This is a genomic window from Ruegeria sp. YTSA168 (assembly GCF_059610045.1).
On record NZ_JBXWMW010000005.1, the window covers coordinates 55,560 to 69,463 of the forward strand.

Genomic DNA, 13,904 nt, shown 5'->3' on the forward strand with positions numbered 1-13,904 from the left:
TCAAACTGCTGCCGTATTGGCGGGCGCGAAGCTGGCACGCTTATGTTAAGGATCGACCTGATTGAAACAGACGCCCGACGCACCGCATTTCATCTACGGGGTTGAGAAATGGGGCAAAGGCCTCATCGAGGTGACGGAGCAGGGCGAGATCGGTCTGCGCAATCCGCTGTCTCCGGACACGGCGGCGATCAGCCTGCCCGGTATCCTCAGCGATCTGGATGACCGGGGGATCAAAGCGCCGATGGTTTTGCGCGTCGCGTCCTATCTGGAACACGAGATCGCGCATCTGAACGAAAGCTTTGCCTCTGCAATCGCGCGCGTGGGCTACAGAGGCACCTATCGCGGGGTGTTCCCGATCAAGGTAAACCAGCAGGCGCAGGTGGTCGATCGGATCGTTGAGTTTGGCAAGAAATACAACTACGGGCTTGAGGCGGGGTCCAAACCGGAACTGGTCGTGGCTCTTGCGCACCGGCTGGCGCCTGAGGCGCTGATCGTCTGCAACGGCGTCAAGGATGCCGAGTTCATCCAACTGGCAATCCTGTCCCGTAAGATCGGTTTCAATACTGTCATTGTTCTGGAAAGCCCGAAAGAGGCCGACACGGTCATCGAAGTCTTTAAAGAACTGGGCATCGAACCCCTGATCGGTGTGAGGGTCAAACTGACCAACCAGATCAGCGGCAAATGGGAGGAAAGCTCGGGCGACCGATCTGCCTTTGGCATGAACACCGACCAGTTGGTAACCACCGTGGATAAACTGCGCGACGCGGGCCTGCTGCATTGCCTGAAGCTGCAACACTCGCATCTGGGCTCTCAGGTACAGGACGTCAATGACGTGCGTCGCGCTGTCGGGGAAGCTTGCCGCTATTATACCGAACTGACCCGCGAGGGCGTGCCGCTGACCCATCTCGACCTCGGTGGCGGCATGGGCGTGGACTATACGGGCGAAAAGAAAGCAGCCGAAAACTCGATCAACTACACGGTCGAAGAATACTGCGCCAATGTGGTCGAAACCGTCGCCTACGCGATGGATGAGGCCGAGATCACCCACCCCACGCTGGTGACTGAAAGCGGTCGAGCCGTCGTGGCAACATCTTCGATGCTGGTGTTCAACGTGTTGGAAAGCACGCTCTATGATGCCCCCAACGGCCCTGAGGTTGAACCGGAGGACCATCATATGGTCTCGGACCTCGCCGCCGTGCACGGTTATCTCAGCAAGGATCGCCTGCAGGAATGCTGGAATGACGCCACATTCTATCGCAACGAACTTCGCGCCCTCTTCCGGCGCGGCTATGTCGACCTGCGCCAAATGGCCCGGGCAGAGCGCATCTACCTTTCGTTGATGGCCCGCCTCAAGGCGCTGGCCGCCCGCGACGGCCTGGAAACGGATGTCGATGATCAGCTTGAGAAAGTGGCCGATATCTATCACTGCAACTTTTCACTGTTCCAATCCCTGCCCGATGTTTGGGCCATCGATCAGCTACACCCGATCGTCCCGCTGCAAGGTCTGAACACAACGCCTGACCGGCGCGCCGTGCTGTCAGACATCACCTGCGACAGCGACGGCAAGATCGACCGTTTCATTCTGGCCGACGGTGTCTCACCCAGCCTGCCGGTGCATTCGCTGCCGGATGAGGACGAGTACTTCATGGGCGTCTTCTTCGTCGGCGCCTATCAGGAAACGCTAGGCGATCTGCACAACCTGTTCGGAGATACAAACGTCGTCACCATCGACCTGCGCGCCGATGGCGGGTTCGACCTGCTGCATGAACAAGAGGGCGACACGATCAGCCAGGTCCTGTCCTACGTCGAATTCGACCCGCAGGATTGCGTCGCTGCCTTCCGCAAAATGGTGGACGAGGCGATCTCGACCGGTACTCTGCAAGCCAAGGACCGCAAAACCCTGATGAGCGCCTATCGCGACTCGATCAACGGCTACACCTATTACGAATAACCCCCTGTGAGAGGAGATGACCCCCATGGGTTCTTTGAGTGGAAAAACACTGGTTGTCGGCGCGGGCGGCGTATCGCACGCTGCCGTGCACAAGATGGCGATGAACTCGGACATCTTTACCGAGATCACTCTGGCCAGCCGCACGAAATCGAAATGCGACGCCATTGCCGCAGCCGTCAAAGACCGCGTCGGTGTGGATATCGCGACCGCAGAACTGGACGCCTACAAGGTCGAAGACACCGTCAAGCTGATCAAGGAAACCGGAGCTGAAATCCTTGTAAACCTCGCCCTGCCCTATCAGGATCTGGTGTTGATGGATGCCTGCCTTGAGGCCGGCATCCACTACCTCGACACTGCGAATTACGAACCCGAGGATGAGGCCAAGTTCGAATATCACTGGCAATGGGCCTATCAAGAGCGGTTCAAAGAGGCCGGGCTGACCGCCATCCTCGGTTCGGGCTTTGATCCGGGCGTGACATCCGTCTTCGCGAAATGGCTGAAGAAGCACAAGCTGGATACCATCCGCCAGATCGACGTGCTGGACGCCAATGGCGGCAGCAACGATCAGGAATTTGCGACCAACTTCAACCCGGAAATCAACCTGCGCGAAGTGCTGGCCGAGGTCCGCCACTGGGAAGGTGGCGAGTGGAAGCACTCCCCCGCCATGACCCACAAGGTCGAGTTCGACTTCCCCGCCATCGGCCCCAAGAACATGTACCTGATGTATCATGAGGAACTGGAATCGCTCAGCACCCACTTCCCCGAGATCGAGCGCGCCCGTTTCTGGATGACCTTCGGCGACGCCTACATCATGCACGCCAAGGTCCTAGAAAACGTCGGCATGACACGCATCGACCCGGTGATGCATGACGGCAAGGAGATCATCCCGATCCAGTTCCTGAAAACCCTGCTGCCCGATCCCGGCGATCTGGGGGCGGAAACCAAAGGCAAGGCCTGCATCGGCGACATTGCCACAGGTCAGGCCAAGGACGGATCGGGCGAGAAAACCTTCTACATCTACAACATCTGCGACCACGAGGAATGCTATGCCGAGGTCGGCAGCCAGGCCGTCAGCTACACCACGGGCGTCCCCGCCATGATCGGCGCGGCACAGGTGCTGAAAGGTAATTGGACTGAGCCGGGCGTTTGGAACATGGAACAGCTCGACCCCGATGACTTTATGGATATGTTGAACGATCACGGCCTGCCGTGGCAGGTCCACGAACTCGACGGCCCGGTCGAATTCTAATCTCCTGAACTTCTTCTGTTCAAAAATACCTCGGGGGTCGCCATTGATGCGCCATTGGTCCGAGCACCAATGGCGACGGTAGCGCCCCCGGCCTCTGCACAATCGGAGACGCCGGACATGTCCGACATGATGAAAACCCAAGCCGGTGACGCTGGTGCCTTCCGCAATTTCGACCTCAGCCGCGTCCCCACACCCTGCTTTGTGGTCGACGAAAAAGCTGTCGAGCGGAACCTGACCATCCTCTCCGAAATCGGCACCCGCTCCGGCGCGCATGTGCTCAGCGCGCTCAAGGCGTTTTCGATGTTCTCGCTGGCCCCATTGGTCCGCCAACACCTCGGCGGCACCTGCGCCTCCGGCATCTATGAGGCACGGTTGGGCCGCGAGGAATATGGTGGTGAGGTCGCAACCTTTTGCGCCGGATACAAAGACGCCGAGATCGACGAAATCCTGTCCCTGTCTGACCATATTATCTTCAACTCTCCCGCTCAAAAAGACCGGTTCCTCGCCAAAGCGCAAACGGCAGGCGTACAAGTCGGCCTGCGCATCAACCCGGAACACTCTGAAGGCGAGATACCGAAATACGATCCCTGCGCCCCTTGCTCACGCCTGGGCACCCCGGTCAGTCAATTGACCGCCGATACTCTGCGTGGCGTCGATGGCCTGCATATGCACACGCTCTGCGAACAAGATTTCGAGCCGCTGCGCCGAACCTGGGAAGCGGTTCAACCCAAGCTGGCACCATTCATCGGCGCGCTCAAATGGCTGAACTTCGGAGGTGGACATCACATCACCCGAAACGACTATGACCGTGATGGCTTGGTGGATTTTATCAAAACGATCCGTGAAAAACACGACATCGATGTCTACCTCGAACCCGGTGAAGCCGTCGCTCTGGACGCGGGCATTTTGGTGGGCGAAATTCTTGACCTGCCGACCAATGGCATGACCCTCGCGATCACCGATATCTCGGCCACCTGCCACATGCCCGACGTGATCGAGGCCCCCTATCGCCCCGCCCTGTTGGGCGAAGCCGAGACTGGCCACACCTACCGCCTCGGCGGGCCGTCCTGTCTGGCCGGGGATGTGATCGGTGATTATACATGGGATAAACCTCTGGAAGTCGGCCAGCGTTTCGCCTTCCTCGATCAGGCGCATTACTCCATGGTCAAGACCAACACGTTCAACGGTGTTCCCTTGCCCACCATCGCCTTGTGGAACAGCGAAACAGACGAGCTGAAACTTATCAAGCAGTTCGGCTATGATGACTTTAAGGACCGCCTTTCATGAGCATTTTCCTCGACAGTGAGCTAACCGCATCCGAGCGCTCCGAAGACGCCCGGTTCCGCGTAATACCAGTCCCGCTAGAGCGTACTGTTTCCTATGGATCAGGCACCGCGAAAGGCCCCGAAGCGATCATCGAAGCCAGCAACGAACTTGAACGCATTACCGGCCACGCGGAACCTTGCGCTGAGGGTATCTTCACCGAAGCCCCGGTTGATTGTGACGGCCCTCTGCCCCAGGTGATGGAGCGCCTCGCCCAGCGGACCGAGGCCGCAATCAACGCGAGCCAAGTGCCGGTTACTTTGGGCGGCGAGCATTCGCTGAGTTATGGCGCCGTGATGGGCGTAGCACGCGCGCTGAACCAACCGATTGGCGTGGTTCAGATCGACGCCCACGCAGACCTGCGCAACGCATATCAGGGCGAAAAACACAGCCACGCCTCGGTCATGCACCTGCTGGCTGAGGAAGGCATCCGGTTGGCACAATTCGGCGTCCGCGCGTTTTCAACCGAAGAGGCGCAAAGCCGCCTGACGAACAACATCTTCCACATGGATGCCGAAGACTTGGTGACCGGCAACGTTCACGCCGTCGACCTGCCCGAGGATTTCCCCGAATTGGTCTATGTCAGCTTTGATGTCGATGGCCTGGACCCCTCACAAATGCCCGCCACCGGCACACCCGTTCCCGGTGGTTTAGGGTATTACCAAGCGCTGCATCTTGTTGAACACGCCCTGAAAGGCCGTAAATGCGTTGGCTTTGACGTGGTCGAACTGGCCCCTGACGGCAACGCTGCATGGGATTTCACCACAGCACAGATCGTCTATCGACTGATGGCGTCCTGCTAGTTCTTGGGCACTCCAACCAGCTCAGGCCCGCGTCGCCAACAACCTCAGGCCGGAGAGGCCACAGCCCCCTCTGGCCTGACGCGTTTCTTCAACACCGGTCGACCTGCGACAAGTAGGAACAGCACCGAAATGAGTATTCCGATCACCGCTGGCAGGTAGAGCAATCCCCAAAGCCGTGGATCGTCGATTACGACGGGCGACACAAACCCTCTGACGCCTTCCAGCAGCACCAGAATTGTGAAGGCCCCCAGGATCTGTGGCCATAGCCCAAACCGGGAAAAACTGCCAAGCATGAGCGTTGCGTACCCCGCCAGCGACACCGCGATACAGATCGCAACCCACGAGAAGCGCTGATGCAATTCTTCGATCAGATGCCCACGGCTGTGAAATTCCGTTTCCTCGATGGTCTTCATGGAATAGAGCAATTCTGCCGTTGAAATCGCCTCGAGGCTGCGCCGGGTCATGCCGCCTGTATTGGCTAGTTCCGAGATGTCGTAGGATGCGTCCTGAAACAGGGTCGAGGACAGCGTCCGCCCCTCGGCATTTAGGCGCAAAGCCACCCCATCGACCATCACCAGATGAATACCGGTGCTGTTGTTCACCAGATAGGCCGTGGCGCTAGAATAGCTGACTGCATTCTCTGGATCACGCCGGTCGGATACAAACACCTCTTGCAGTGTTCCATCCAGATCAATGCCCCCGATATAGACCGTTACATTTTCGGCCGGGTGCATGAATTCACCTTCGTTCAACAGCTGTGCCGTCACATCCCCGGCAACCTCGGCCTGTCTGATCTCAAGCTGCTCAACCGAAGCCGGGCGCAGGAAGACACTGATGATCGCCATCATCAAACCCGTGATCAGGCCAAACAGAACCACGGCGCGCGCCAACCTCCACGGGCTGGACCCGGTCGCCAACATCACTGTCAACTCGCTTTCACGGCTCAATCGGTTGGTGACGTAAACCGCCGCTGCAAAAACCGCCATCGGCATCACCGTGCGGATCAGGGTTGGCAGTGTCAGGGCTGTGAACTCCAGAAACACCATCGCCGATTGCCCGCCGCTGATGACCCGGTCAAACAGGCTGACGGATCGGGTGATCCAGAACACCCCGACAAGGACCAACGTGAAAAAGCCAAACAGAATCAGCAACTGCCGCAGGAAATATCCGTCAAAGCGCGACATGGGTCCTCGTGTGTCTGTGTCTACCGGACCTGACCATAGGCCATTCGATCGGCAGAGGGAACCTGTCGACCTTCCTTATGCTTCGACCGTCCAACCCTTGCGAAATTGCGTTTTGTGAACACCGCGGTTCATGCGACACTCAGCAGATTATTAATAAAGGAGTTTAACAAATGGCCTTATTTTTCTCACGCCGCACCTACAATGCACAGAAGAAGAAATTCACCCTGAAACCTGCCGCGAAAACGCGTTACGTCCATATCACTCAGAAAACCGCCGACGGACGTATCCGCAAAGGGGGCATCATCAAAAAGGCGAAATGGCTGGAGCTTGTGCAGCAGCAAGGCGGAGACTCTGCCGTTTTAATCTATGTTCACGGCTTCAATACCAGCCAGAAGGATATGCTGGATCGGTTGGACAAGATTGAAAAGGGCGTCCGGGCCAACGGATTTAAGGGCGCGGTTGTCGCCTTTGACTGGCCCAGCGACGGGTCGCTGCATACCTATGACAGCGACCGCGCAGATGCCAAAGCTGTAGCCCCGCATCTGGTTGGGGATGGGATGTTGCCAATTCTCGGCATGACACCCAAGCCCAAGGTGCACATTCTGGCGCATTCTATGGGGGCTTTGGTTGTCTTGCGCGCCTTTTCTGACTTCGGTGATTCCGCAGGACCCGGCAACAAAATCTGGTCGGCAGATCAGGTCACCTTCGCCTCGGGTGATGTGGATGCGGATTGGTTGGAAAAAGGCGCCTGGGGCGATCTGGTTCTGAAAAAGCGCAGCAAGCGGTTTACCAACTACTACAGCGGCAAGGACAAGGTTCTGGCGCTATCCGGCGGCCTTGTGAACGGTGGCAGGGAACGTGTCGGTCGCGTTGGAATGCCCAAGCTGACCTCAAAAGGGCATTGGGACATCTATTGCGAGGAACAATACAAGCGCGACGTGCCGAAAGGGCAGCGCAAGATGGCCAAATCCCATCGCTGGTGGTTCGATAGCGAGGGGTTTTACAAAGATCTGTCACTGACCATCGACGGGCGGGATGCCAAAACGATGCCGACCCGGCACAAGACGAATATCGGGGACCAATTATTGTTGGCTTGATGGTGTGTGGGTCTGGTTAATGCGGTGATGTCCAATCTGAGCGGATGGCATTCGTTCAACCAAGGCCTCTGAACCCCAATCGGATCAAGGCTCGGGAGTTTGCAGTTCAGAGAGTGCCTACGGCACAGCGCACAAGGCCCCAAGGACAGGGGCTATGAGGTCCGTGACGAGATTGTGCGCGGACTAGTCCTGCGCGTTGGCAAACGCGGTTCAAAGGTTTGGGAGGTGGTCATACAGCGCGGCAAGCGCCGCCAGCGCGAACGCCTCGGCACATTCCCGGATATCAGCGTATGCGCAATGGGAGAAAGAGGCCAATCGCTACGGAGATATGATTGATGCCAACGAATCCTATTCGGCCCGTCTGTTGTCACAAGGCAATCCCAATGAAGAAAACCTGACCGATATACACTATAACGAGTTTGTTGCCCCGCTTTCAGATGTGGTCATGGACCTAGAACGCCAGATACTCGAAGCCGAGGCGTATAACTTCAAAGATATCACAATCAAGGCCAGGATCATGGCACGCGTTGATGGTCTGGTTGACCCCCACGCCAACGCAATCCTTCGCCGTGACACCGCCCGCCTGCTGGGTGAGGTGAATATCTGAGGAAGCTAGCCGTAGAAAGGCCAATGCTCCAGCTTGCAGCCGGTCCAGAAATGGGCTGGTTGTTATACTGAAAGCAGTGTAAGAAATCGCGCAACGCGGGCAAAACCTGACTGGCGGGCAGGTTTAGGCTTCACACTCGAATAGCAGGAATAGCAGCCCACCCTTTCCACAATGATGGAAACAAGCGGGGCTTTCTGCTGATTTATGCTGGTTGTCGGTGGGGTGTTCATTCAGGCTTACTCTCCGTCAGACCATTCCCAGTCTAAAACAACGTCCTTTGAAGATAAGTCGCGGTTCGAAATGAAGTGAAAGTATATTGATGGTCCTGATCCCGGGACCTCAGAAACATGTCCGATGGGATCGACGGTTAGTTTGAGTTCGAGACTATTCGAAGCTTCGCCTACTGGCAGACGCTCGCGATATTCTGGGCTGTGACGGTCAGGGGCTACAAGCGCTGCTTCAGGAAGTAAAAACAGTGTCTTTCGCCGCGATGCTCGAATCGAATGCACTCGCGCTGATACGGGCTCAAAATTTCTGAGGATCAACGTCACGCCGAACCAACCCTGAAACTCCCTAAACGGTTCTGAGGTTACCTCTGCCACAAGTGGTTTACGACGCATCCTCAAACTGTCGTTTATTGCCATCCGTCTGGCGTAGAGAACACTCAACCCGGCAAACAGAACGCTGAGACACGAAATCAGAAATGCCCAGTCCGATTTATCCATCGTTTTTCTGACCCACACTTTCGCACTAGGGCAAACTGAGCCCATGACTAAATGTGGACTGCTCACTGACCGTCACTCAAGCTGAATCACACCCTTTTTCGAAAAAACGCACAAAAAAACGCACAAAGTTCTGCAAAGCGCAGGCAGATAAATCGGCTAAGTTGTTGATTTTAATGGCAGGGGCAGCAGGGTTCGAACCCGCGACCTACGGTTTTGGAGACCGTCGCTCTACCAACTGAGCTATACCCCTATGGTGCGCCACCAGATATGCCAGCCGCGCGGTGGACTCAAGAGGCTTTTTTGCAATCCTTCTCAGTTCGTCATCAGACAAACAAGTTGCGTGGCGCGCGCAGTGCGGTAAGACAAGGCTCGGGCAGCAAAAGGAACCCAGCTTGAGCCTCCGCACGAAAATCGCCGACAGCGAAGTTTTACTGAATTGGGCTGCGCGGCGGATCGCCAGTTATATCCGGTTGGTCAACCGCAACACGCGCTGGCAGCGCATCGGGTATGAGGAACTGGACCAGCTGGTCGAACAGGGGGAACCGGTCATCGTTGTGCTGTGGCACCAAAGACTGGCCCAATCGCCTTATTTCTTCCCACTAGACAAAGGCGAAATCTGTTCAATCACATCCTCGGCACGCGCGGGCAGCATGGTTGGACGCGTACAGAAACTATTCGGCATGGACACGATCGCCATGACCAGCAAGAACGCGAACAACATCGCGGTGTCGCGCGAAGTGATCGGCAAGATAAAACGGGGTATCTCAATCGGGATTGCCGCTGACGGCCCGCGGGGCCCGGAACGGGTGTTGTCGACCGTACCACTGGTCTGGGCGCGCACCTCGGGCAAACGGGTTTTTGGCATCACCTTTTCTGCCAAACATGGTCGCGAGGCAGGTACCTGGGATCGCCTGTTGATGCCCCGCCCCTGGCGCAATGAGGGCGTGTTTCTGTGCCGCGAATGGACCGAGACGGTGCCGCGTAAGGCCAGTGAAGAGGAAATCGAGGCGCTGCGGCTGAGCCTTGAGCAACACATGAACGACATCACGGCCGAGGCCGACCGGATGGTCGGACGCGAACCGTGGTCGCCCGGGGCTTAGCCGCCTCTGAGACGTTGCATCAGATAGACTTCGCTGCCTTCGGGGATGGGTTCGGTCAGACCCGTGGCGATCACACGTCCGTCGATGGCGATAGAAACGCCTGCATCTATCGGGGCCTGCAATTGTGGATGCGCGGTGACCAAAGCTTGGAGAAGCTCTCCGGTGGTCTTGGCCTCGACCTCCACTACCTGCTGGCCCCCGGTCAGCGACCGGAGGCCAGACCAAAGGTGGACCTCAACCATTGTCCTTAAGCGCCGCCAGAATGCGCGGCGGGGACATTGGCAATTGCTTCATCCGAACACCAGCGGCGTTTGACACCGCGTTGGCGATAGCGGCCAGGGGCGGAACGATGCCGGTTTCACCCACACCACGCACGCCAAACGGGTGGCCGGGGTTGGGCACTTCCACGATCACCGTATCGATCATCGGAAGATCGCTCGCTACCGGAATGCGATAATCAAGGAAGATTGAGTTCTGCAACCGCCCGTCCTCACCATAGATGTATTCCTCATTCAGCGCCCAACCGATGCCCTGCGCGGCACCGCCCTGATACTGGCCTTCAACATAGGTTGGGTGGATCGCCTTACCGGCGTCCTGAATGACCGTGTAGCGGATGATGCTGGTTTTGCCGGTTTCCGGGTCGACCTCGGCATCGACGATATGCGTGCCAAACGAAACACCCGCACCTTCGGGCGTCGCTTCGAAATGGCCCGAGATCGGTCCGCCAGTCCGCCCCATATTGGCTGTGATATCAGCCAGCGGCATTGGGTCAAAGTTTCCAGCATTGGGCCCGGATGGCACCGCGCAGCCGTTTTCCCACTTTACCGCATCGACGGGAATGTCCCATTTAGCCGCTGCACGTTCACACAGCTTCTCAACCGCATGTTTCGCGGCTTTGATCGTGGCCAATCCGCTGGCATAGGTTACGCGCGAGCCGTGGCTGACGTCGTTGTAGCCAAGTGTTGCGGTATCCGCGATGGTTACACGGATGTTTTCATAGGGAATGCCCAAAACTTCGGCCGCCATCAGAGCCATCGATGCGCGCGAACCGCCGATATCCGGTGTACCCACCATCAACTGCGCCGAGCCATCCTCGGACAGCGCCAGCGACACCGAAGTTTCACCGCCGTGGTTGAACCAGAATCCACAGGAAATTCCGCGCCCCTGCCCCGGCTTCAACGGAGCCGCGTAGTGCGCGTGGGCTTTAGCCGCCTCCAGCGTTTCAACCAGACCAATGCGTTCATAGGTCGGGCCATAGCTGGCTTTGGTGCCCTCATGCGCGGCGTTTTTCAGGCGCACATCGACGGGGTCGAGACCTAGCTTGTTACACAACTCATCAATCACCGATTCGACGGCAAACGCCCCCATCGGCGCGCCCGGCGCGCGGTAAGCGGCCTGTTTCGGGCGGTTGGCCATCACGTCATATCCGATCTGCTTGACGTTGGTCAGGTTGTACGGGGCAAAAGCGCACATGGCGGTCATATCGCCCGGCGCGCCGGGGAACGCCCCACCTTGCAGACGGAACACGCCCTGTGCCGCCGAAATCGTACCGTCCTTCTTCATCCCAATCTTGATATCCATCGATGCCGAGGCCGTCGGCCCCGTGGCGCGGAACACCTCTGACCGGGTCATCACGATCTTGACCGGGCGGTTCGCCTTACGGCTCAGTGCGAGCGAGACAGGTTCGATGAAGACGGTGGTCTTGCCTCCAAAGCCGCCGCCGATTTCGGATGCGGTGACACGCAGTTGTGAGGTCTCGATCCCCAGCAGTGCGGCACAGGTTTTCTGCGCAATCCAGTGGCCTTGCGTGGTGCACCACAGCTCACCTTTGCCGTCATTGCCCAACATGCCCAGACAGGCATGCGGTTCGATATAGCCCTGATGGGTCGCCTCGGTCACAAAGCTGTCTTCGACGATCAGATCGGCCTCGGCAAATCCGGCTTCGACGTCTCCGTGACCACTTTCGTGATAGCGCACAACGTTGGGGTGCATGCCTTCAGGCACGGAATAATCCGCAGCACCTTCACGGATCACCGGCGCGTCCGGTGCCATCGCCTTATCCACATCGGTGACATGTGGCAGGACCTCGTATTTAACCTCGATCAGTTTCAACGCATCACGCGCCGCGAGGGCAGAGGTCGCCGCCACAGCTGCCACCGCGTGACCATCATAGAGCGCCTTTTCGCCCGCCATGACGTTTTCCAGCACGTTCCAGAATTCGCCTTCCAGACCGGGCTTGAACGGGACATTGGCGAAATCGGCGCGGGTGATGACGGCTTTGACGTCCTTATGCGCCTCGGCCTTGGACGCATCGATCTTGATGATCCGCGCATGGGCATGGGGAGAACGCAGGATCGCGCCGTGCAGCATGCCGGGCGCGGTGATATCCGCACCAAACTTGGCGCGGCCTGTCACCTTGTCCAGACCATCGGGGCGGTTTGGTCGCGTGCCAACAAAAGTGAAATCAGTTTTGCGATCGTCCAGAGCCATTATGACGCCTCCCGCATCTCAGCCGCCGTGTCCATCACAGCGCGAATGATTTTGTCATAGCCCGTGCAGCGGCAGAGGTTTCCTGCCAGCCAGTACCGGGTTTCTTCTTCGGTCGGGTTGGGGTTCTTTTCCAGCAGCGATTTGGCCGCGACCAGAATGCCCGGAGTGCAGATGCCGCATTGCAGGGCCGCGTATTCGATCATCTTCTTCTGCAACGGGTGCAGAACGTCCCCGTCCGCGATACCTTCAACCGTCTCGATCTGCTTGCCTTCAGCTTCGACGCCCAGCATCAGGCACGAGCATACCAGACGGCCATCGACTGTGACGGAACAGGCGCCGCAATCGCCGGTGCCGCAGCCTTCTTTCGCGCCGGTCAGATTCAGTTTATCGCGTAGACAATCCAGCAGAGTTTCGCGCGGGTCGCACAGATAATCAACCGCGTCCCCATTGACGGTGGTGGATACGTGAAGTTTGCTCATACGTCTTCTCCCTTCGCGCGGGCATAGGCGATTTTCGCGGCGCGTTTGGCCAGTACACCGGCCACCTCGGTACGGAACGCTATGGTGCCGCGCTTGTCGTCAATCGGGTTGCAGGCGGCAGAGGCTGCCGCGCCCAGCGCATCGAGCGCTGCATCGTCCAGTGTGCTGCCAATGATCGCGTTCGCGCAGTCTTCTACCAGCAAGACGGTTGGGGCGACAGCGCCCAGCGAGACGCGCGCCTCGGCGATCAGGTCGCCGTCCAGACGCAGGTTGACGCCCACGCCAACGACGGCGATGTCCATTTCGGTACGCGGGATGAAGCGTAGATAGGCGTCGCCTGCATTGTCGTCCCGTGCGGGGATATTGACGGCCGAGATCACTTCACCCTTCGCCAGCGAGGTCTTGCCGGGTCCGGTGGGGATGTCCTCAACAGCAACCTCGCGCGTCCCATCTGGTCCGGTGACCGAAACGGTCACACCAGCAGCGACCATGGCGGGCACGGAATCAGCTGCCGGAGAGCCGTTGCACAGGTTCCCAGTCAGCGTCGCGCGCCCCTGTACCTGAGTCGATCCGATCAGGTCCATCGCCTCGACCACACCGGGCCAGTCACGGCCAAGCTCGGGATGTTCACTCATCTCGGCACCCGTGGTGGCAACGCCAAGTGTCCAACTGCCGTCGGCGTTGCGCGTGATGTCGTGTACACCGTTGATTTTCTTGATGTCGATCAGCGTATCGGGCGTCACCAGTTCCGAGCGCAGCTGCACCAAGACATCGGTGCCGCCCGCCAGAAATCGTGTGATGCCCGTTGCATTTGCGGCCAGAGCCGAAGCTTCGGCAAAGCTGGCAGGGCTGTGATAATCCATGATTTTACCTCGCGCCTGTGGATCAGGATTCAC

At 58.2% G+C, this 13,904-nt stretch carries 13 protein-coding genes and 1 tRNA gene; 8 read left to right on the top strand and 6 right to left on the bottom strand.

Features of this window, described 5'->3' with window-relative positions; genetic code table 11:
* Positions 1–61 precede the first annotated feature (61 nt).
* The 4 genes from speA (at position 62) to speB (ending at position 5,326) form a co-directional block, all read left to right on the top strand.
* On the top strand, positions 62–1,951 hold the full coding sequence (gene speA, locus AC2FFE_RS11625) for a biosynthetic arginine decarboxylase (protein WP_496820736.1): 1,890 nt from the start codon (positions 62–64) through the stop codon (positions 1,949–1,951).
* 25 nt (positions 1,952–1,976) lie between these two features.
* On the top strand, positions 1,977–3,200 hold the full coding sequence (locus tag AC2FFE_RS11630; protein ID WP_496846704.1) for a saccharopine dehydrogenase family protein: 1,224 nt from the start codon (positions 1,977–1,979) through the stop codon (positions 3,198–3,200).
* A 117-nt stretch (positions 3,201–3,317) separates the two neighbouring features.
* Complete coding sequence (gene nspC / locus AC2FFE_RS11635) at positions 3,318–4,487, top strand: carboxynorspermidine decarboxylase (protein ID WP_496820734.1); 1,170 nt, start codon at positions 3,318–3,320, stop codon at positions 4,485–4,487.
* Positions 4,484–5,326 carry an agmatinase gene (gene speB / locus AC2FFE_RS11640; protein ID WP_496846705.1) on the top strand — a complete coding sequence of 281 codons (843 nt, stop codon included), beginning with the start codon at positions 4,484–4,486 and terminating at the stop codon, positions 5,324–5,326. The genes nspC and speB overlap by 4 nt, the downstream gene beginning before the upstream one ends.
* A gap of 44 nt (positions 5,327–5,370) precedes the next feature.
* Here speB and lptF read toward each other — a convergent pair whose 3' ends face one another.
* Positions 5,371–6,510 (bottom strand): LPS export ABC transporter permease LptF, encoded by a 1,140-nt coding sequence (gene lptF / locus AC2FFE_RS11645; protein WP_496820732.1) that lies wholly within the window; start codon positions 6,508–6,510, stop codon positions 5,371–5,373.
* A gap of 170 nt (positions 6,511–6,680) precedes the next feature.
* Between lptF and AC2FFE_RS11650 the strand changes: the two genes are divergently transcribed.
* The 3 genes from AC2FFE_RS11650 (at position 6,681) to AC2FFE_RS11660 (ending at position 8,214) form a co-directional block, all read left to right on the top strand.
* Positions 6,681–7,607, top strand: coding sequence for an alpha/beta hydrolase (locus AC2FFE_RS11650; protein ID WP_496820731.1), 927 nt, complete (start codon positions 6,681–6,683; stop codon positions 7,605–7,607).
* 99 nt (positions 7,608–7,706) lie between these two features.
* Entirely contained in the window at positions 7,707–7,943 is a 237-nt protein-coding gene (locus AC2FFE_RS11655; RefSeq protein ID WP_496846706.1) for an integrase arm-type DNA-binding domain-containing protein, read from the top strand.
* Positions 7,936–8,214: a hypothetical protein gene (locus AC2FFE_RS11660; RefSeq protein WP_496846707.1), complete on the top strand. Its 279-nt coding sequence runs from the start codon at positions 7,936–7,938 to the stop codon at positions 8,212–8,214. The genes AC2FFE_RS11655 and AC2FFE_RS11660 overlap by 8 nt, the downstream gene beginning before the upstream one ends.
* Before the next feature lie 899 nt (positions 8,215–9,113).
* Here the strand turns inward: AC2FFE_RS11660 and AC2FFE_RS11665 are convergent.
* Positions 9,114–9,189, bottom strand: a tRNA-Trp gene (locus AC2FFE_RS11665).
* 142 nt (positions 9,190–9,331) lie between these two features.
* Here AC2FFE_RS11665 and AC2FFE_RS11670 point away from each other — a divergent pair.
* Positions 9,332–10,039, top strand: a complete 708-nt coding sequence (locus AC2FFE_RS11670) for a lysophospholipid acyltransferase family protein (protein ID WP_496820729.1) — start codon at positions 9,332–9,334, stop codon at positions 10,037–10,039.
* Here the strand turns inward: AC2FFE_RS11670 and AC2FFE_RS11675 are convergent.
* From AC2FFE_RS11675 to AC2FFE_RS11690, 4 genes are read right to left on the bottom strand one after another with little or no spacing between them, the layout of a single operon-like run.
* Positions 10,036–10,281 carry a MoaD/ThiS family protein gene (locus AC2FFE_RS11675; RefSeq protein ID WP_496820728.1) on the bottom strand — a complete coding sequence of 82 codons (246 nt, stop codon included), beginning with the start codon at positions 10,279–10,281 and terminating at the stop codon, positions 10,036–10,038. The genes AC2FFE_RS11670 and AC2FFE_RS11675 overlap by 4 nt on opposite strands.
* Positions 10,274–12,529 (bottom strand): xanthine dehydrogenase family protein molybdopterin-binding subunit, encoded by a 2,256-nt coding sequence (locus AC2FFE_RS11680; RefSeq protein WP_496820727.1) that lies wholly within the window; start codon positions 12,527–12,529, stop codon positions 10,274–10,276. Before AC2FFE_RS11680 ends, AC2FFE_RS11675 begins: the two co-directional genes overlap by 8 nt.
* Entirely contained in the window at positions 12,529–13,008 is a 480-nt protein-coding gene (locus AC2FFE_RS11685; RefSeq protein ID WP_353010563.1) for a (2Fe-2S)-binding protein, read from the bottom strand. Before AC2FFE_RS11685 ends, AC2FFE_RS11680 begins: the two co-directional genes overlap by 1 nt.
* Positions 13,005–13,871, bottom strand: a complete 867-nt coding sequence (locus AC2FFE_RS11690) for an FAD binding domain-containing protein (protein WP_496820726.1) — start codon at positions 13,869–13,871, stop codon at positions 13,005–13,007. The genes AC2FFE_RS11685 and AC2FFE_RS11690 overlap by 4 nt, the downstream gene beginning before the upstream one ends.
* Between the last annotated feature and the right edge of the window lie 33 nt (positions 13,872–13,904).

Bases quoted from the DNA above. Each gene is read 5' to 3' on its own strand.
- AC2FFE_RS11680 (WP_496820727.1), bottom strand. From the start codon at position 12,529: ATGGCTCTGGACGATCGCAAAACTGATTTCACTTTTGTTGGCACGCGA.
- AC2FFE_RS11690 (WP_496820726.1), bottom strand. From the start codon at position 13,871: ATGGATTATCACAGCCCTGCCAGCTTTGCCGAAGCTTCGGCTCTGGCC.
- AC2FFE_RS11675 (WP_496820728.1), bottom strand. From the start codon at position 10,281: ATGGTTGAGGTCCACCTTTGGTCTGGCCTCCGGTCGCTGACCGGGGGC.
- nspC (WP_496820734.1), top strand. From the start codon at position 3,318: ATGTCCGACATGATGAAAACCCAAGCCGGTGACGCTGGTGCCTTCCGC.
- lptF (WP_496820732.1), bottom strand. From the start codon at position 6,510: ATGTCGCGCTTTGACGGATATTTCCTGCGGCAGTTGCTGATTCTGTTT.
- speB (WP_496846705.1), top strand. From the start codon at position 4,484: ATGAGCATTTTCCTCGACAGTGAGCTAACCGCATCCGAGCGCTCCGAA.
- AC2FFE_RS11630 (WP_496846704.1), top strand. From the start codon at position 1,977: ATGGGTTCTTTGAGTGGAAAAACACTGGTTGTCGGCGCGGGCGGCGTA.
- AC2FFE_RS11685 (WP_353010563.1), bottom strand. From the start codon at position 13,008: ATGAGCAAACTTCACGTATCCACCACCGTCAATGGGGACGCGGTTGAT.
- AC2FFE_RS11650 (WP_496820731.1), top strand. From the start codon at position 6,681: ATGGCCTTATTTTTCTCACGCCGCACCTACAATGCACAGAAGAAGAAA.
- AC2FFE_RS11660 (WP_496846707.1), top strand. From the start codon at position 7,936: ATGATTGATGCCAACGAATCCTATTCGGCCCGTCTGTTGTCACAAGGC.